Below are 17,122 nucleotides of genomic sequence, written 5' to 3'. Positions count from 1 at the left end.
GATCGCTTGCAGACGCGGCAAAGACGGATACCGGACAAGCAAGGATGGATAGTGCGGTCTACGCCCTGATCGTCAATGCGGTCGTCGCCGGTCTGTTCGCGGTAACGTTCGCGATCATCCGCCTGTCTTATCCGGGACAGCGTTATGTCACCTATTTCGCGCTGACCTATCTGATCGGTGGGATGACGCCGCTCAGCGAGCTGGGCGTCCGGCTGACACCATTCACGACGCCGTTCATGATGCTCAGCTACGGATCGTTCCTCGTCAGCATAGCGATGCTGCTGCTGGGGCTGGCACCGATGGCGGGGCGGCGGCGGCCTTGGGGGGCGGTCGCGCTGCTGATCCTGTGCGGCGCGCTGCTGCGGGCGGCGATCTGGGACGGTCCGCGCAACGAGCTGTGGTATGAGCTGGCGTTCCAGTCGCCCTTCATGGTCGGATCGGCGCTGGCGACGGTCATCGCGGTCGACGCGGTGCGGCGGCGGCGCGACCCGCTATGGCTGGCGCTGGGCATCGCGCTGGCGCTGATGACGACCTATTTCATCATCAAGCCGCTGTTCGCCGCGGCGTTCGGATCGGGGGCGACGGCGATCGCCTATGCCGCGAGCAGCTATGCCTTGCTGTCGCAATCGGTCGGCGGGATGCTGATCGTGACCGTCGGGTTGCTGGTCCTGTTGCTGGTCGTGCAGGCGGCAATGGGACGGACGATCGCCGAATCGGAGACCGATCCGCTCACCGGCATCGCCAACCGCCGCGGGTTCGACCGGCGCGCACGGGCGATGACGGCCGATGCCCGCGCACGCGCGCAACCATTGGCAGCGATCCTGTTCGACCTCGACCATTTCAAGCGGGTCAACGACAATTACGGCCATGCCACCGGCGACGCGGTGCTGCGTGCCTTTGCCCGGATCCTTGCCGATCGCCTGCCCGCGAGCGCGGCGGTCGGCCGGCTGGGCGGGGAGGAATTCGTCGCGCTGCTCGAACGCACGACGCTGCGCGGGGCGTGGCTGAGCGCGCAGACTGTGCGGACGGCGTTGTCGGAAACCTCCTCGCATCTGCCGGCGGTGACGATCAGCGCCGGGCTGGCGGTGCTGGAGCCGGCGGACACGATCGACAGCCTGCTGGAGCGTGCCGATCGCGCCGCCTATGCCGCCAAGGATGCCGGGCGCAACCGCATCCTGCCGGTACCCGATCCGGTCGGCGTCGAACCGAACGCCGAACCGAGCCGAGTCAGCCGGGCTGGCTGACGTCAGCGGGCGCGCGGGACGAGGGTGAGGCCGATCAGGCTGGCCACCCCTGCCCCGGCCAGCACCATGCCGACCGACCACAGGCCATAATCGATCGACAAAGCCTGCGCGATACTGGGGGTCAGCCCGCCGCCGATGACGCCGCCGATATTGAACCCCATCGACGCACCGGTATAGCGCACGCGCGCCGGGAACAGCACGGGCAGCCACGCGCCGAGCGGGCCATAGACGAAGCCCATCATCAGCAGCGCGAACGACAGCCACGCGCCGATGACGAACAGCGATCCGCCGCCGATCATCGGTCCGAGCAGGCCGCCCGCCAGCACCACGCCGATACAACCGCCTGCCAAAACCCGCGTCGGCGTCAAGCGATCGGACAGCCAGCCGGCGAGCGCGATGCCCAGCGCCATGAACAGGATCGCGACCAACTGGGTCTGCAGGAACGCGCCGCGCGGATAGCCGAGCGTGGTGGTGCCGTAGCCGAGCACGAAGGTCGTCGCGATGTAATAGAGCGCGAAACAGGCGATCACGCCGAAGGTGCCGGCTAGGGTCGCGCGCAAATGGCTGCCGGCCAGTTCGGCGATCGGAACGCTGGGCGGAGCCTCATGCGCCAGCGCCTGCGCAAAAGCGGGGGTTTCGGTGAGCTTCACCCGGACCCAGAGACCCAGCCCGACCAGCGCGACGCTAAACAGGAACGGCAGGCGCCAGCCCCAGGCAAGAAAATCGGCCTCGGACAGGGTCAGGCCGAGCAGCAGGAACAGCCCGTTGGCGGCGATGAAGCCGACCGGCGCGCCGAGTTGCGGAACCATGCCGAACCGTCCGCGCCAGCCGGGCGGCGCATTCTCGACCGCGAGCAATGCCGCCCCGCCCCATTCGCCGCCCAGCCCCAGCCCCTGCGCGAACCGCAACGTGCACAGCAGCAGCGGCGCGACCCAGCCGACCTGCGCATAGGTGGGCAGGAACGCGATCAGCAGGGTCGATCCGCCCATCAGCATCAACGATGCAACCAGCGTCGACTTGCGGCCGAGCCGGTCGCCGAAATGGCCGAACACCACCGCGCCGAGCGGCCGAGCGACAAAGGCAAGACCGATCGACAGATAGCTGGCCATCAACTGTGCGGACGCACTTTCGGACGGAAAGAACAGCGATCCGAAGACGAGGGTCGCCGCGGTCGCGTAGATATAGAAGTCGTAGAATTCGACCGAAGTGCCGATCAAGCTGGCGATCAGGATGCGGCGGTGGGCCAACATGGGATGGGGACGGATCATGCCCCCGCCTAACGATTTGGCACCGTTGCGCAAGAAGGTTTCCCCGATACGCACCAGTACGCAACTATTGGTGTCGCCACCCCCGGCGCGGGGGCCGGGGTGGCGAACCGCCCGGTTTACTTCGCGCTGGCGACCGTCACCGGCTGCAACTGCGCGACCCGGACCTGGCCGTCGCGGTGCATTTCGGCACGGCAGCGGTTTTCGTCGGCGATCCGGCGCAGACCGAACGCGGTCGAGCGACATGCCTTGAGCGACGCACGGTCGATACGCGCGTCGAGAATGCGACGGTCGTCGACCTTGGTCAGGTCCAGTCCGGCATAGGACACGCGGACCGAGACAGGTTCGCGCACTTCGGCATGGGCAACGGACGACAGACACGCGAAAGCGGTCGCCGCAAGGGCGACGATACGGATGGTCATGATGGTAGCTCCTGCGAATTCGGTGCCCGTCGCGGCAGCGGTCGCCCGTGTATCGGACGCCGCCGTCCGCCGGCAACGCGCTGATAGGCCGGAATTATTGCAACGCAGCGAACCGTCGATGGCAGGACGATGACGGTTTCGAAACAATTATCTTGCTTGTCGCTTTACGTTTCGTTCCCTACCTGTTCGGCAATGTCGCTTGTTCCCACTCCTGCCGATCCGCCCTATCTGCGCGGGCTGAACGAACCGCAGCGTGATGCGGTGCTGACCACCGACGGCCCGGTGCTGGTGCTGGCGGGCGCGGGCACCGGCAAGACCGCGGCGCTGACCGCGCGGCTGGCGCATCTGCTCTATACCCGCAAGGCGTATCCATCCGAAATCCTGTCGGTGACCTTCACCAACAAGGCCGCACGCGAGATGCGCGAGCGTGTCGGGCGGCTGGTCGGCGACATGGTGGAGGGGATGCCGTGGCTCGGCACTTTCCACGCGATCGGTGCCAAGATGCTGCGGCGGCATGCCGAACTGGTCGGGCTGCAATCCAACTTCACCATCCTCGATACCGACGACCAGTTGCGGCTGCTCAAGCAGTTGATCGTCGCCGCGAACCTCGACGAAAAACGCTGGCCGGCGCGCAGCCTGGCCGGGTTGATCGACGGTTGGAAGAACAAGGGGATGGTCCCGGCCGATGTCGATGCCGGGGAAAGCGAACGCTTCGCCAATGGGCGCGGCGGCGAATTGTACCAGCAATATCAGGACCGGTTGAAGGCGGTGAATGCCTGCGACTTCGGCGACCTGTTGCTGCATGTGCTGACGATCCTGCGCACCCATCGCGAGGTGCTGGCTCAGTATCAGCAGCGTTTCCGCTACATCATGGTCGATGAATATCAGGACACGAACAGCGTCCAGTATCTGTGGCTGCGGTTGCTGGCGCAGGAACGCCGCAACCTGTGCTGCGTCGGCGACGACGACCAGTCGATCTATTCGTGGCGGGGTGCGCAGGTCGAAAATATCCTGCGCTTCGAACGCGACTTTCCGGGCGCGAAGATCGTGCGGCTGGAACAGAATTACCGGTCGACCCCGCATATCCTGGGCGCGGCATCGGGCGTGATCGCGCATAATGGCGGGCGGCTGGGCAAGACGCTGTGGACCGAAACCGATGTCGGCGAGAAGGTCCGCGTCATCGGCGTGTGGGACGGCCCCGAAGAAGCGCGCCGCGTCGGCGAGATGATCGAACGCGGGCAACGCGACGGCAGGAATCTCGACCAGTTCGCGATCCTCGTCCGCGCGCAGCACCAGACGCGCGAGTTCGAAGAACGCTTTATCGGCATCGGCATGCCGTACCGGATCGTCGGTGGCTTCCGCTTCTACGAACGCGCCGAAATCCGCGATGCGCTCGCCTATTTGCGCGTCGTCAACCAGCCGGCTGACGATCTCGCCTTCGAACGGATCGTCAATGTGCCCAAGCGGGGACTGGGCGACAAGGCGGTGCAGACCGTCCACCGCTATGCCCGCGCCACCGGCTCTTCGTTGATGACCGCCGCCGCGCGCATCCTCGACACCGACGAACTGACCGGCGCGGCGCGCAAGTCGCTGGGGCGGCTGGTCGGCGACTTCGCGCGGTGGCGCGACATGGCGCAGAGCCTGCCCCATGCCGAACTCGCGCGGCAGTTGCTCGACGAAAGCGGCTATACCGCCATGTATCAGGCGGAAAAGACCGCCGAGGCCGCCGGGCGGCTGGAGAACCTCACCGAACTCGTACGGGCGATGGAGGAATATGAGTCGCTCGGTGCGTTCCTCGAACATGTCTCGCTGGTTATGGACAATGAGGCGTCGGCGGAGGAGCCGAAGGTCACGATCATGACCATCCATGCCGCCAAGGGGCTGGAATTCGACACGGTATTTTGCGTCGGCTGGGAGGAAGGGCTGTTCCCGTCGCAGCGTTCGCTCGATGAAGGCGGCACGGCGAGCCTCGAGGAGGAACGCCGCCTCGCCTATGTCGCGATCACCCGCGCGCGGCGGCTGGCAGTGGTGTTCCATGCCGCCAATCGCCGCATCTATGGTCAGTGGAATTCGTCACTGCCGTCACGCTTCGTCAGCGAACTTCCGCCCGAGCATATCGAGACGGAAACCACCATGGCGGGTGGCGAAAGCCTGTGGCGTGCCAATTGGAGCGAGCGCGCCGACCCGTTCGCCGATGTCGCGCGCGGGACGGGGCGCGGTCCGGGCTGGCAGCGCGCCGCGTCGCAGGGGTCGAGCTTCACCACCACCCCGTCGCGGGTGGTCGAGGCGCGCGCGAGCGCGATCAGCCTCGGCAATAAAGGGCGCAGCGATCTGTCGACCGGGCAGCGGGTGTTCCATCAAAAATTCGGCTACGGCACGATCGAGACGATCGAGGGCAACAAGCTGGAAGTACAGTTCGAGACCGCCGGACAGAAACGGGTGCTCGACAGTTTCGTGACGCCGGGCTGACGTTTCGACTGCATCGTGAAGCCGTGCTTAACGTATGTCAGCGACCCGATTTTCAGCTTGGTATATTGTTCGGCCGGCAAACTGCGGACCGTCAGGAGGTTCCGATGTCGACGATCAACAATACCGAATATTACCGCCGCCGGCTGGATGAAGCCCGGACGCGTGCGGACAGCGCGTTGCTTCCGGAGGTGCGGCGCGTCCATCGCGAAATGGCGGAGCGCTACTCGATTATGTTGCAGGATGCGGAGCGCGGCCGGCCTGCGCCCCCGGTGCTTGGCATCGTTCCGCGGGATTGACGCGGCGTACGAAGGCGGAGCGACAGGCAACCCCCGCGCATGTCGGTCGTTCAGGTCGGGCAATTCCCGGACAAGGATCGATCGATGCCCTATGTGAAGACCCGCGACGGTACCAACCTGTTCGTAAAGGACTGGGGACAGGGTCGCCCGGTCGTCCTGATCCATGGCTGGCCGCTGTCGGCCGATAGCTGGGACCCGCAGGCGATGGCGCTCGCCGATGCCGGATATCGGGTCATCGCCTATGACCGGCGCGGATTCGGGCGGTCGGATCAGCCATGGTCGGGCTATGACTATGACAGCCTTTCCGACGATCTGGCCGATGTGATGGCCGAAAGCGGCGTCAGCGACGATGCGGCGCTGATCGGCTTCTCGATGGGCGGGGGCGAGGTCGCGCGCTACATGTCGCGCCATGGCGGCAAGGGCGTCAGCCGGGTCGGCTTCATCGGTTCGGTCGTGCCCTACATGCTCCAGACCGAGGACAATCCCGACGGCGTGCCGCAGGATCAGCTTCAGGAGATAGCCGACAATATCAAGGCGGATCGCCCGAAATTCTTCCGTACCTTCTTCGACCAGTTCTACGGCGTGGGCTTCATTACCAGCCCGGTGAGTGAGGAGGTGCTCGACCTGTCGTGGAATACGGCGATGCTCGCGGGGCTGAAGCCGACGCTGGCCTGTGCCGAGTCGTTCGGAACCACCGACTTCCGCCCCGACCTGCCGTCGATCACCGTGCCGACACTCATCATCCATGGCACCTCGGACCAGACCGTGCCGATCGACGCGACCGGCCGCGCACTGGCGAACGCGCTGCCGAATGCCGAACTGATCGAATATGACGGCGCGCCACATGGGTTGTTCGCGACCGAGAGCGACCGGCTGACCGACGACCTGCTGTCGTTCCTCGGGCGGCGGTAACGACCGGCGTCATCCCGGCGCAGGCCGGGATGACGCCGCCAAAGCCCAAACCAATACCCCCCAAGCCGATCTGCATTGCCCCGGCCCAACAGCGGACCTAAACCCCCACCCCATGTCCGCGTCCCCGCACCCCTTCGCCATTCCGGCGTTCCGCGCCTATTTCCTCGCCCGGCTGTCGAACACGCTGGCGCAGATCGCGATGGTCGTCGTCATCGGCTGGCAGGTGTACGACATCGCGCGCGAGACGATGACGATCCGGCAATCGGCGTTTCAGCTGGGGCTGATCGGCGTGGCGCAGTTTTTGCCGCTGCTTGTCCTGTCATTGGTAGCGGGTTGGATCGCCGACCGGATCGACCGGCGCTGGATCGCGCGCGGATCGGTGGCACTGGAGGGAAGCTGCGCGCTGCTGCTCGCCTGGCTGACCTATAGCGGCGGCATCACCCTGCCGTGGCTGTTCTTCGTCGCGGCGATGCTGGGCGTCGCGCGCGCCTTTGCCGGTCCGGCGTTGCAGGCACTCGCCCCCAATCTTGTCCCCGCCACCGTGCTGCCGACCGCGATCGCGATGAGTTCGATCGCATGGCAGGGCGGATCGGTGCTGGGCCCAGCGATGGGCGGTTATCTGTACGCCGCGGGCCATTACGTCCCCTATGCGGTGTCGGCCGGGCTGTTCCTGTTCGGGCTGGCAATGCTGTTCCTGATCCCGCCGATCCCGCGTGCGGTGATCGCGGGCAAGGCCAATCCCTGGCGGCAGATGCTCGACGGACTGTCCTATGTCCGGCGCAACCGGCTGGTGTTCGGGGCAATCTCGCTAGACCTGTTCGCGGTGCTACTCGGCGGCGCGACGGCGATGCTGCCGATCTATGCCCGCGACATCCTGCAGATTGGCGCCGACGGCCTCGGCCATCTTCGCGCCGCGCCGGCATTGGGCGCGGTGGTCGTGGCGGCGGTGTTCGCGGTGAAGCCGCTGTCGAAGGATGTCGGTGCCAAGATGCTGTTGTCGGTGATGGGTTTCGGTGCGGCGACCGCGTTGTTCGGCCTGTCCGCGCCGCTGCTGCTCCCGATATTCGGGCAGGCGGCGATCGGCAGCGACTTCGCCCCTGCCGCACTGCTGGCGCTGGCCGCGTTGTTCGTGGTCGGCGCGACCGACATGGTGTCGGTCTATGTCCGCCAGTCGCTAATCCAGCTGCATACGCCGGATGCGATGCGCGGGCGGGTCGGTGCGGTGTCGACGCTGTTCGTATCGGGTTCGAACGAACTGGGCGAGGCACGCTCGGGCTTCCTCGCCGCGCTGGTCGGGCCGGTCGTGGCCGTGGCGGGCGGCGGCGTGCTGGCGATCGGCGTCACCATGCTCTGGTCGAAGCTCTTCCCCGAACTGCGCGCCGCGCGTAGCTTCACGCCCCCCAAAGATCTCGAAGTCACGGCTAAGGAGACCCAGCCATGAAGGCCGATACCATCCTGCAAACGATCGGGAATACACCGCATATCCGCGTCAAGCGGCTGTTCGGCGATGCCGAGGTCTGGATCAAGTCCGAACGGTCGAATCCCGGCGGGTCGATCAAGGACCGCATCGCGCTGGCCATGATCGAGGCGGCCGAGGCGTCGGGCGACCTGAAAGCCGGCGGCACGATCATCGAACCGACCAGCGGTAACACCGGCGTCGGCCTCGCGATGGTCGCGGCGGTCAAGGGGTACAAGCTGATCCTCGTCATGCCCGAGAGCATGAGCATCGAGCGCCGCCGCCTGATGCTGGCTTACGGCGCGACCTTCGATCTGACCCCGCGCGAAAAGGGGATGAAGGGCGCGATCGAGCGGGCACATGAACTCGCCGCCGAAACACCCGATGCGTGGATCCCGCAGCAGTTCGAAAATCCTGCGAACATCGACGTCCATGTGCGCACGACCGCACAGGAAATCCTGAGCGACTTCGCCGATGCGCCGATCGACGTCATCATCACCGGCGTCGGCACCGGCGGCCATATTACCGGCGTCGCCGAGACGCTGAAGGCGCAGTGGCCGAACCTGAAGGTCTATGCGGTCGAGCCCGACCTTTCCCCGGTCATTTCGGGTGGGCAGCCGGGTCCGCACCCGATCCAGGGCATCGGTGCGGGCTTCGTCCCCGCCAACCTCCACACCCGCGCGATCGATGGCGTCATCAAGGTCGATGCCGGCGTGGCGAAGGACATGGCGCGGCGCTCGGCGCGTGAGGAAGGCATGCTGGTCGGCATTTCGTCCGGGGCGACGCTGGCCGCGATCCTGCAGAAGCTGCCCGACCTGCCCGACGGCGTCCGCGTGCTCGGCTTCAACTACGACACCGGCGAACGCTATCTGTCGGTCCCCGACTTCCTGCCCGAACAATGAGCGACGCGGCGGTGGTCGAACGGCACAGGATCGGCAGCGGATCGATCGCGATCGACGGCGTCCTCGTGGCGCTGTCGGTCGCGGCGGTCGCCGTGCCCGCGATTTTGATCCGATCGACCCCGCCGATCCACGCCGCTGCCGAGCAGAACGAGCAACGGCGACAGGTGACAGCGTCGTCGCCCGAAGCGCCCCCTCCCCCGGTCGAACCGATCGAATATCGTGCGCTGGAGCCGGACGACGCGCGCGCCTTCAATGCGACGGTGCCGTTCGTCACTGGTCCCAACCCGGCGGCGCGGCCGTTCCGCTTTGCCGGTGACCTCGACAACCGCACCCGCGCGACCGACTGCCTTGCCGCCGCCGTCCTCTACGAAGCGGGCGACGATGCGAAGGGGCAGCGCGCGGTCGCACAGGTCGTGCTCAACCGGCTGCGCCATCCGGCCTTTCCCAAGAGCGTGTGCGGCGTGGTGTTTCAGGGATCGGAGCGGACCACCGGTTGCCAGTTCACCTTCACCTGCGACGGTGCGCTCGCCCGCGTCTATCCGCAGCCCTTCTGGGACCGCGCGCGCAAGGTCGCGGCGGCGGCGCTGGCGGGCAGCGTCTATGCGCCGGTCGGCTATGCGACGCATTACCATACCGACTGGGTCGTTCCCTATTGGCAGTCGAGCCTCGACAAGATCGCGGCGGTCGACACGCATCTGTTCTTCCGCTGGGCAGGATGGTGGGGCACGCCGGGCGCGTTCCGCCGGATCGTCGGCACGGTCGAGCCGCGGATCGAACAGCTTGCGCCCTATTCGTCTGCGCACAAACTGCCCGAAGTGCTGGCGGTCGAACAGGAGGCGGGCGTGCTGACCGGCAGCTTCGCGCCCGCTGCGCTGCCGCGCCCGAGCAGCGACGATCCGGTCACCTTCCTCGTGCCGTTGGACAGCTTGACCCCCGACAAATGGCCGGCACTGGCACAGGCGACCTGTGGCGAGCGGACGCGGTGCAAGTTCCTTGGCTGGCGCGATCCCGCCGCCGTTCCAGCGCGTGCCGGGCTGGCATGGGAGCCGGCCGCGCTCAATACCATGTCGTTCAGCTATTTGCGCGACCGGGGCGCGGGCGTCGAGAAACAGCTGTGGAATTGTCAGCTCGTCTCGCGGCCCGCCGCATCATGCATGCGCCGCGCCCTGTCCGCCCCGCCACCCGCGCCATCCGCCGCGCGGAGCGAGGTGCCACCGCTTTCGGGCGTACGCCGGACCGGCGATCCGGCTCCCGCCCCGTCAGCGGAGTAGGGTCGCGGCCAGCCGCTCGGCATCGTCGATCGCGACATCGACGATGTTCGGCCGGCCCAACCCCTTGGCACCGGCCGTATCGACATGGACGGTCGCCAGCCCGAGCAGCCGCTGCAACACCGACCGCCGCACCGACACCGCCTGGATACGGGCGAGCGGCACGATCCACACCTGTTTCGACAACACGCCGCGCGTCACCTGCAACGTATCGCCAACAATCGCATAGCGGTGCCGCCGCCGGGCCAGTACGGCAAGGACGACCGGGATCGGCACCAGCAACAGCGCCAGCCCGGCCAGCGGCAGGAAGACCATGGCGACGATCACGCCGATCAGCGGCAATCCGCCCCGGACCAGCCCGGTCCGCAGCACATGGCCGAACGCCACCGGCCGCAGCGGCAGCGGATCGAACGGGGCATAGCCCGCCGCCGCCAGCACGCGCGCAACCTCATCCTCGCGCGCGAACGGGGCGACGCTCTGCCGTCCGCAGGCATCGTCGCTGCCGCCCAGCGTCTGCAACCGCAGCCCGGCCCAGCCCAGCCGCCCGCTGACCATCCCGCGTTCGATCAGCGCCAGCTGGACGCGGCGCAGGCTCAGCACGATTTCGGTCCGGGTGGCCAGGCCCCGGACCCGACGCAACCGATCGCCTTCGCGCTCCAGCCGGAAACCATGTTCGACCAGCAGGGTGCGCAGGACGCCGCTGATCGCCCCGACCAGCACCGCGACGACCGCCGCCATCGCCGCGAACAACGGCGTGGCAAGCGCCATCGCCTCCTGCCGCGCGACACCGGCCCAGTCGCGGACATCGATCCAGTTCCATCCGATCACGTCGCCGACCTGGTTGAGACCCGCGAACAACAGACCGACCCAGACCAGCGAGAAGCCGAACATCCCCATCGTCAGGACCCGCCGGGGCGACATGGCGAACACGACGTCGCGCGCCGGTCCCTCCGCGGCAGCATCGACAGCGACCGACGGCACGGCCCCGCGCAGAACAGCACGGAGCCGCGCCGCTTCGCTGAGCGTCACGCTGTCCAGCGTCGCCTCGTCCGCTTCGCCGCCGCCGGTCTCGATCCGCACGCGCGCCAGCCCGAACGGTCGCGCCAGCAGCTTCTGGTCGATCGAGACGTCCTGGATCCGTTCGAACGGAATCGACCGGCGCTTGCGCTGCAGAACGCCGTCCGCGATCGTCAACGCACCATCGGCGATGGTATAGGTGAAGGATCGCCACCGTATCCAGGTAAACAGCCCCGCCCCGATCATCAGCGCAGCGACGATGCCGAACATCACCTCGGTACCGGAACGGGATGTGGCGGCGGCGAGCGCGACCAGTCCGGCGACCTGTTGCGGTGCCTTGGTAACGATGCGCAGGACGATGGTGCCGGGATGCAGCCGGCGTGGCCCCTCATTCACCACGGCGATGCTTCGATCGCGGTGCGGATGCGATCGCGGACCATTTCGGCCTGTTCGCGCGCCAGCCCGGGCACGGTAACCAGACTATGGTCGGTACCGGCGGTGTGCAGAACCAGCGTCGCGACGCCGCAGCCGCGCTCGATCGGCCCCTGGGTCAGGTCGATATGCTGCACCCGGCCGATCGGCACGATGGTATGCACCCGCGTCAGCCAGCCATGGGCGATATGCAGTTCGCGTTCGTCGAGCGCGAACCCCCAATGGACGAAGCGACGCGGCGGCGCGATCCCGACCAGCCACAGCGCGATGGCGATCGCCACGGCCCCCGCGATCCCGTTCGGCCAGCCCTGTCGATACAGGATCGCCTCCCCGATACCGCAGACGACCAGGACGATGAGGGCGGCGACCGCCGCCCGCCAGCGCAGGACGGTGACGAACCGCCGGTCGAGCGGCGCAAGCGTAAGAGGCATATGGTCCATGGCAGTGTGATAGGCAGGCAATACGGCGCGCTCAAGCGAATCCGGCGGTGGAGCCCCACGCCTCTTGTGCGCGGGCGCATGGGGGGCCATAGCGCCCGCGACAACTCCCCATTCGGACTTGAGGCAATTTCCATGAAACTCCGCATCGTCGTGACGCTCAAGAACGGCGTACTCGATCCGCAGGGCAAGGCGATCGAACATGCGCTGGCCTCGCTCGGCTTTGCGGGCGTGGGCGAGGCGCGGGTCGGCAAACTGATCGAACTGGAGGTAGCCGATGGCACCGACGACGAGACGATCGACGCGATGTGCCGCAAGCTGCTCGCCAACACGGTGATCGAAAACTATCGGGTCGAACGGGCATGAAGACCGCCGTCATCGTCTTTCCGGGCTCGAACTGCGACCGCGACATCGCGGTGGCGCTGGAATCGGTCACCGGCACCGCGCCGACCATGGTGTGGCACCGCGACACCGACCTGCCGGACGATATCGGGCTGGTCGCGGTGCCGGGCGGCTTCTCCTATGGCGACTATCTGCGCTCGGGCGCGATCGCGGCGCGATCGCCGGTGATGCGCGCGGTGGTCGATGCAGCGGGCAAGGGGCTGCCGGTCCTCGGCATCTGCAACGGGTTCCAGATCCTGACCGAAGCGGGGTTGCTGCCGGGCGCGCTGATGCGCAATCGCGGCCTGTCTTTCGTTTGTCGCGACGTCGCGCTGCGCGTGGGCGAGACCAAGTCGGCCTTTACCAGCGGCTATCGCCCCGGCAACACGATCCGCGTGCCGGTGGCGCATCATGACGGCAATTATGTCGCCGACGATGCGACGCTCGACCGGATCGAGGGCGAGGGTCAAGTGGCGTTCCGCTATGCCGAACCGGTCAACGGATCGGCGCGCGACATTGCCGGACTGGTCAATGCCGGGGGCAATGTGCTGGGCATGATGCCGCATCCCGAACGCCGCATCGAAGCAGCGCATGGCGGCCGCGACGGTCGCGCGCTGTTCGAAGGGCTGTTGGCGCGCGTCGGCGCCTGAATTATCGCGACCGACGCTCGCCCGCAAAGGGCGAGAAGTCGGTCGCGGCATCGAACACGTCGACGCCTTCGCGCCGCTTCAACCAGCCGACCACGGCATAGGTGACCGGCGTCAGCACGACTTCCCAGCCGACCTTCATCGCCCAGTTGGTCACCATGACGGTCAGCACCTGCCCCGTCGGCCACACGCCGAGGAACGCCAGCGGATAGAAGATCACGCTGTCGACCGCCTGCCCCACCACCGTCGATCCGACCGTCCGCGTCCACAGCGCGCGCCCCCCGGTCCAGATCTTCATCCGGGCAAGGACATAGGCGTTGACGAACTCGCCGGCCCAGAAGGCGGCGATCGAGGCGAAGACGATGCGCGGCACCTGTCCGAACACGGTTTCATAGGCACCCTGCCCGACCCAGCCGGGCGCCGGCGGCATGGCGACGACCGTGGCGGCCATGAACGCCATGAACAGCAGCGCGGCGAACCCCACCCAGATGCACCGTCGCGCACGGGCATAGCCATAGACTTCGGTCAGCACGTCGCCGATCACATAGGACACCGGAAAGAACAGGATGCCCGCGCCGAACACGAACGGCGTGCCGGCGACGTCGATCGCCGCGACCTTGCCCGCGCCGATGATGTTCGACAGCAACAGGATCGCGACGAACGCCGCCATGACGATATCGAAATGGCGAAACCCCTGCGCCGGGAGCGTACCGGCGTCGATTCGGGACAAGGGGGGATCGGACGGTTCGTGCATGGCGGCGTTATGATAGCGGTTCCGCTATGCCGCAATCCACGCTAACGAAGCGGCGGGCACCCGTAGCTCAGCTGGATAGAGCAAGGAGCTTCTACCTCCTTGGTCGGGGGTTCGAATCCCTCCGGGTGCGCCAACTACCCAAGAAGGTACGAACCGTGTCATCGGCGGACATATCGCCGACGCCAGGGCGTTCGAGGGCACGGTTGGCGGTCAATGCGAAGCAGCTCGATCGTCGAGCAGCACGTCACCAATGCCTGCAACGACTGGGGCTTGCTGACGTCCACCACCATAGCAGCGATGGACGCACGCGGCATCGAGCTGATCGATGCGGTTGCCGACATGGGGTATCACTCGGGCGATGATATCGTCGCGTACGAGGCGAGCGCCATCACGCCGCACATTCCGCGCCCGCACCGGGGCACTGCCGTCGGTAACGGTCTCTTCCCCTCGGAGCGGTTCCGCTAGGATTCCGAGGCCAACGTCTATCACTGCTCGGCGGACAGGTGCTGGACACCCGCTACGCCTGGTGACGCACGGGCATCTACCGGTCCAGTATTGTTGTCCCGCCGCCTTCGCTGGCTGCCAGATCAGGGCGCGCTGTACCAAGGGTCGTTGGCGGCGTATCAATCGCGGGGATCACCGAGCGCATGTCAGCACACCTCGCGAAACGGCGGGCATCCTCATCATCCGCGAATGCACGGTCGAACACTCGTTCGGCTGGATCAAGCAGTGGATGAACCGGGGTGCTTACCTAATGCGTGGGCTGGGAGAAGGTCCGCGCCGAGTTCAGCCTGACCGCGTCGGCCAATAATCTCAGACGCGCCATCACCCTCACCGGCGTGCCGGGACTGACCCGAGCGGTGCAGGGTTGATCCGACCCCGAACGTGCCACCCTCACGCCCGATACGGCCTTCCACGACGTTCATCCCGCCCTATCTTGCGCCCGGGGGCGTGAGGACGCCGGCTCTCGTGCTACTTTCCCGCACAGCGCTCGCCCCCGCTCCGCCGCTGGAACGTTTTCGGACGGTCTCGATCCCGGACCGGAGTCGCCATCCGGCGGATCGCCTCAGCGAACGATGTGTCTGCCTTGGCCTGCTTCAGAATAAAGGCTTTTTTTGTGCGACATAAATGAACATTTTCATGTCCGGCTCGTCTCCGCCGACATTAATGGACCAGAGACCCGCGATCGAACTGGCCTCATAAACAGCAGTACCACTGGTCTAATCTTAACATCGATCTCCGTATATATTTTTCATGGAATATCAAAAGTATATTCAGTTGCTTATAAGTAGGAATCCCTAGTTAATTGATTGCTTACCATTGCATGGCAGGAGAAGTGCTAGCGATACTTTCATTGTTGATGCACCGGTCGGGACCACATGCACACTAATAAAAGTCTTGGTACGTCGTCGCGCAAAATTGCCGCTTGCGCCCTCTTTCCCTTTCCGAACAATAGCCGGACCCGGGGGAAAATCGGTGTATCGATCACCGCCTTGATCGTTGCGATGGGGGCCACGGACGCGCATGCTGCGTGCGCCCGGAGCGCGGGCAGCGTCACGTGCACCGTACCGACGAACAATGGTGACGGCGTCATCGGTCCATCGGCTGGGGGGACGACGATCACCACGGTCACGGTTGGCGACGGTACCACCGAAGGCACCTTCGACAGTAATGGCACTGCGATCAGCCTGGGCGATAACACCCACATCACGATCAACGCCAAGGCGACGGTCCACAGCCATAGCGGCGGGCCGGCGCTGAACGGGCACCCGACGGGCACCGGCCCTCAGGGGATCGGCGCCAATACGATCGAGGTCGGCAACAACTCGGTCATCGACATCTACGGCATCGTTCAATCCGACGCGCTGGGGCTCGGTCGGACCGGCCAAGGCGACGAGGTCATCAACCCGACCGGCAACGGCAATACGATCAATATCTATCAGGGCGGTAAAATCGCCACGCTGAACGACAGCGGCCCCACGATCTGGTTTCAGAATCTCGCCGGCGCCAATACATTGGCGAACACCATCAGCAATAACGGCACCATCCAGGCCGGAACGTCAGGGAACGGCGCGGTCATCGACAGCGGCGGTAACGTCGCCGTCAATTTCACGAACGGCGCAACCGGCGTCGTCAACGGAAACCTCAGCCTGGGCAGTGGCGCGAATTCCATCACCCTGAACGGAGGGTCGCAGTTCAACGGCTCCATGTCCATGGGATCCGGTGACGATCTCCTGCAATTCTACAAGGGAGCGACCTTCACCGGCACCATCAACGGCGGTGGCGGAACGAACGAACTGCGCCTGCTCGGCAACGCGAGCGACCCCGGACCATCCTCGATCATCCCGGGCAGCCTCTTCAACTTCAGCAGGATCATCAAGGACGGCACGAGCACCTGGACCATTTCAGGCAGCCTGAGCGGCCTGGGATCCAATGCGTCGACGATTTCAGTCAATGGCGGCACGCTGCTCCTCAGCGGTAATAACGACGGCTTCCTGGGCAGCACGACCATCACGGCGGGGGGCACCTTGCAGATCGGTGCGGGCGGCACGGCGGGCACGTTGCCCGGCGCGATCACGAACAACGGCGTTCTGGCCCTGAACCGGTCGGACGCGCTGACGGTGGCGGGGGCGATCACCGGCGGCGGTGTGGTGCAGCAGATCGGCGGTGGCACCACGACCCTGACCGGGGCGATATCAGGTGGCTCGATCGTGGCGAACGCCGGCACCATCGCGCTCGGCGCCGCTGGAACACTCACTACCAACGGTGTTCAGCTCGTCCCCGGCGGGACCATACAGGCGGTGGAACTCACCGCGGGCGGCACGTTCTCCAACGCTGGCATTATCACCGTGGGCGGCCTGGTGTCGGACGGCATCCACCTTCAGGGCGGTACCTTCAACAACACCGGGTCGGTGATCGCGCCGAACAATGTCCGCAGCGGCGTGTACGCGCAGCTCGGCGGCACGATAACGAACACCGGCAGCGGTTTGATCTCCGGTGGCTACGGCATCTACGCCAGCACCGGGACGAATGATGTCACCGTCAGCGGCAACGGCGCGGTGACCGGCACCTCCTACATCGGTATCCACGCCGACACGACCAGCGGGAACATCACGCTCGGAACCTCGGCCGCGCCGCTAGGCACGGTGACAGGCGGCGGCGGCCGTGCGATCGACGTCGCCGTGAGCGGCAGCGGCGCGATCGCCATCACCGCCGGCAC

General features: G+C 66.2%; 15 protein-coding genes and 1 tRNA gene. 11 read left to right on the top strand and 5 right to left on the bottom strand.

The window, feature by feature from the left end; translation table 11 throughout:
• Nucleotides 1–44 precede the first annotated feature (44 nt).
• Nucleotides 45–1,244, top strand: a complete 1,200-nt coding sequence (locus tag MF607_RS04400; protein WP_242116294.1) for a GGDEF domain-containing protein — start codon at nt 45–47, stop codon at nt 1,242–1,244.
• Between the two features lie 2 nt (nt 1,245–1,246).
• On the opposite strand, the gene MF607_RS04395 is transcribed toward MF607_RS04400, so the two are convergent.
• On the bottom strand, nt 1,247–2,512 hold the full coding sequence (locus MF607_RS04395) for an MFS transporter (protein ID WP_242116293.1): 1,266 nt from the start codon (nt 2,510–2,512) through the stop codon (nt 1,247–1,249).
• A gap of 116 nt (nt 2,513–2,628) precedes the next feature.
• Nucleotides 2,629–2,931: a UrcA family protein gene (locus MF607_RS04390; protein ID WP_242116289.1), complete on the bottom strand. Its 303-nt coding sequence runs from the start codon at nt 2,929–2,931 to the stop codon at nt 2,629–2,631.
• Between the two features lie 192 nt (nt 2,932–3,123).
• Between MF607_RS04390 and MF607_RS04385 the strand changes: the two genes are divergently transcribed.
• The 6 genes from MF607_RS04385 to MF607_RS04360 all read left to right on the top strand — a co-directional run bounded on the left by MF607_RS04385 (nt 3,124) and on the right by MF607_RS04360 (nt 10,237).
• On the top strand, nt 3,124–5,400 hold the full coding sequence (locus MF607_RS04385; RefSeq protein WP_242116286.1) for an ATP-dependent helicase: 2,277 nt from the start codon (nt 3,124–3,126) through the stop codon (nt 5,398–5,400).
• Between the two features lie 104 nt (nt 5,401–5,504).
• The gene (locus MF607_RS04380; protein ID WP_242116281.1) at nt 5,505–5,696 is read left to right on the top strand and encodes a hypothetical protein; all 192 of its coding nucleotides are present in this window, start codon (nt 5,505–5,507) and stop codon (nt 5,694–5,696) included.
• 84 nt (nt 5,697–5,780) lie between these two features.
• Nucleotides 5,781–6,608, top strand: a complete 828-nt coding sequence (locus MF607_RS04375; protein ID WP_242116451.1) for an alpha/beta fold hydrolase — start codon at nt 5,781–5,783, stop codon at nt 6,606–6,608.
• 112 nt (nt 6,609–6,720) lie between these two features.
• Nucleotides 6,721–8,049 (top strand): MFS transporter, encoded by a 1,329-nt coding sequence (locus MF607_RS04370; protein WP_242116280.1) that lies wholly within the window; start codon nt 6,721–6,723, stop codon nt 8,047–8,049.
• Complete coding sequence (gene cysK, locus MF607_RS04365; protein WP_242116279.1) at nt 8,046–8,966, top strand: cysteine synthase A; 921 nt, start codon at nt 8,046–8,048, stop codon at nt 8,964–8,966. Before MF607_RS04370 ends, cysK begins: the two co-directional genes overlap by 4 nt.
• Nucleotides 8,963–10,237, top strand: coding sequence for a cell wall hydrolase (locus MF607_RS04360; RefSeq protein WP_242116277.1), 1,275 nt, complete (start codon nt 8,963–8,965; stop codon nt 10,235–10,237). The genes cysK and MF607_RS04360 overlap by 4 nt, the downstream gene beginning before the upstream one ends.
• On the opposite strand, the gene MF607_RS04355 is transcribed toward MF607_RS04360, so the two are convergent.
• Together MF607_RS04355 and MF607_RS04350 are read right to left on the bottom strand one after the other, a co-directional pair.
• Nucleotides 10,226–11,647: a PH domain-containing protein gene (locus tag MF607_RS04355; protein ID WP_242116273.1), complete on the bottom strand. Its 1,422-nt coding sequence runs from the start codon at nt 11,645–11,647 to the stop codon at nt 10,226–10,228. The genes MF607_RS04360 and MF607_RS04355 overlap by 12 nt on opposite strands.
• The gene (locus tag MF607_RS04350; protein WP_242116267.1) at nt 11,644–12,123 is read right to left on the bottom strand and encodes a PH domain-containing protein; all 480 of its coding nucleotides are present in this window, start codon (nt 12,121–12,123) and stop codon (nt 11,644–11,646) included. The genes MF607_RS04355 and MF607_RS04350 overlap by 4 nt, the downstream gene beginning before the upstream one ends.
• Nucleotides 12,124–12,255: 132 nt before the next feature.
• On the opposite strand from MF607_RS04350, the gene purS reads away from it, so the two are divergent.
• Together purS and purQ are read left to right on the top strand one after the other, a co-directional pair.
• Nucleotides 12,256–12,486 (top strand): phosphoribosylformylglycinamidine synthase subunit PurS, encoded by a 231-nt coding sequence (gene purS, locus MF607_RS04345; protein WP_242116258.1) that lies wholly within the window; start codon nt 12,256–12,258, stop codon nt 12,484–12,486.
• Nucleotides 12,483–13,151, top strand: coding sequence for a phosphoribosylformylglycinamidine synthase subunit PurQ (gene purQ, locus MF607_RS04340; RefSeq protein WP_242116257.1), 669 nt, complete (start codon nt 12,483–12,485; stop codon nt 13,149–13,151). Before purS ends, purQ begins: the two co-directional genes overlap by 4 nt.
• Nucleotide 13,152: 1 nt before the next feature.
• On the opposite strand, the gene MF607_RS04335 is transcribed toward purQ, so the two are convergent.
• Nucleotides 13,153–13,902 carry a queuosine precursor transporter gene (locus MF607_RS04335; RefSeq protein WP_242116256.1) on the bottom strand — a complete coding sequence of 250 codons (750 nt, stop codon included), beginning with the start codon at nt 13,900–13,902 and terminating at the stop codon, nt 13,153–13,155.
• Between the two features lie 56 nt (nt 13,903–13,958).
• Between MF607_RS04335 and MF607_RS04330 the strand changes: the two genes are divergently transcribed.
• Both MF607_RS04330 and MF607_RS04325 read left to right on the top strand, forming a co-directional pair.
• Nucleotides 13,959–14,035, top strand: a tRNA-Arg gene (locus MF607_RS04330).
• Nucleotides 14,036–14,115: 80 nt separating this feature from the next.
• On the top strand, nt 14,116–14,367 hold the full coding sequence (locus MF607_RS04325; protein ID WP_242116252.1) for a hypothetical protein: 252 nt from the start codon (nt 14,116–14,118) through the stop codon (nt 14,365–14,367).
• The last annotated feature ends 2,755 nt before the right edge of the window (nt 14,368–17,122 follow it).

The sequence above is a fragment of the Sphingomonas lacusdianchii genome (genome assembly GCF_022664395.1).
Taxonomy (GTDB): Bacteria; Pseudomonadota; Alphaproteobacteria; order Sphingomonadales; family Sphingomonadaceae; genus Sphingomonas; species Sphingomonas lacusdianchii.
This window is presented reverse-complemented; position numbering and strand designations above follow the sequence as displayed.

What these genes read in the sequence shown, in the direction of transcription:
- MF607_RS04400 (WP_242116294.1), top strand. Translation starts at nt 45, where the DNA reads ATGGATAGTGCGGTCTACGCCCTGATCGTCAATGCGGTCGTCGCCGGT.
- MF607_RS04395 (WP_242116293.1), bottom strand. Translation starts at nt 2,512, where the DNA reads ATGATCCGTCCCCATCCCATGTTGGCCCACCGCCGCATCCTGATCGCC.
- MF607_RS04390 (WP_242116289.1), bottom strand. Translation starts at nt 2,931, where the DNA reads ATGACCATCCGTATCGTCGCCCTTGCGGCGACCGCTTTCGCGTGTCTG.
- MF607_RS04385 (WP_242116286.1), top strand. Translation starts at nt 3,124, where the DNA reads ATGTCGCTTGTTCCCACTCCTGCCGATCCGCCCTATCTGCGCGGGCTG.
- MF607_RS04380 (WP_242116281.1), top strand. Translation starts at nt 5,505, where the DNA reads ATGTCGACGATCAACAATACCGAATATTACCGCCGCCGGCTGGATGAA.
- MF607_RS04375 (WP_242116451.1), top strand. Translation starts at nt 5,781, where the DNA reads ATGCCCTATGTGAAGACCCGCGACGGTACCAACCTGTTCGTAAAGGAC.
- MF607_RS04370 (WP_242116280.1), top strand. Translation starts at nt 6,721, where the DNA reads ATGTCCGCGTCCCCGCACCCCTTCGCCATTCCGGCGTTCCGCGCCTAT.
- cysK (WP_242116279.1), top strand. Translation starts at nt 8,046, where the DNA reads ATGAAGGCCGATACCATCCTGCAAACGATCGGGAATACACCGCATATC.
- MF607_RS04360 (WP_242116277.1), top strand. Translation starts at nt 8,963, where the DNA reads ATGAGCGACGCGGCGGTGGTCGAACGGCACAGGATCGGCAGCGGATCG.
- MF607_RS04350 (WP_242116267.1), bottom strand. Translation starts at nt 12,123, where the DNA reads ATGGACCATATGCCTCTTACGCTTGCGCCGCTCGACCGGCGGTTCGTC.
- purS (WP_242116258.1), top strand. Translation starts at nt 12,256, where the DNA reads ATGAAACTCCGCATCGTCGTGACGCTCAAGAACGGCGTACTCGATCCG.
- purQ (WP_242116257.1), top strand. Translation starts at nt 12,483, where the DNA reads ATGAAGACCGCCGTCATCGTCTTTCCGGGCTCGAACTGCGACCGCGAC.
- MF607_RS04335 (WP_242116256.1), bottom strand. Translation starts at nt 13,902, where the DNA reads ATGCACGAACCGTCCGATCCCCCCTTGTCCCGAATCGACGCCGGTACG.
- MF607_RS04325 (WP_242116252.1), top strand. Translation starts at nt 14,116, where the DNA reads ATGCGAAGCAGCTCGATCGTCGAGCAGCACGTCACCAATGCCTGCAAC.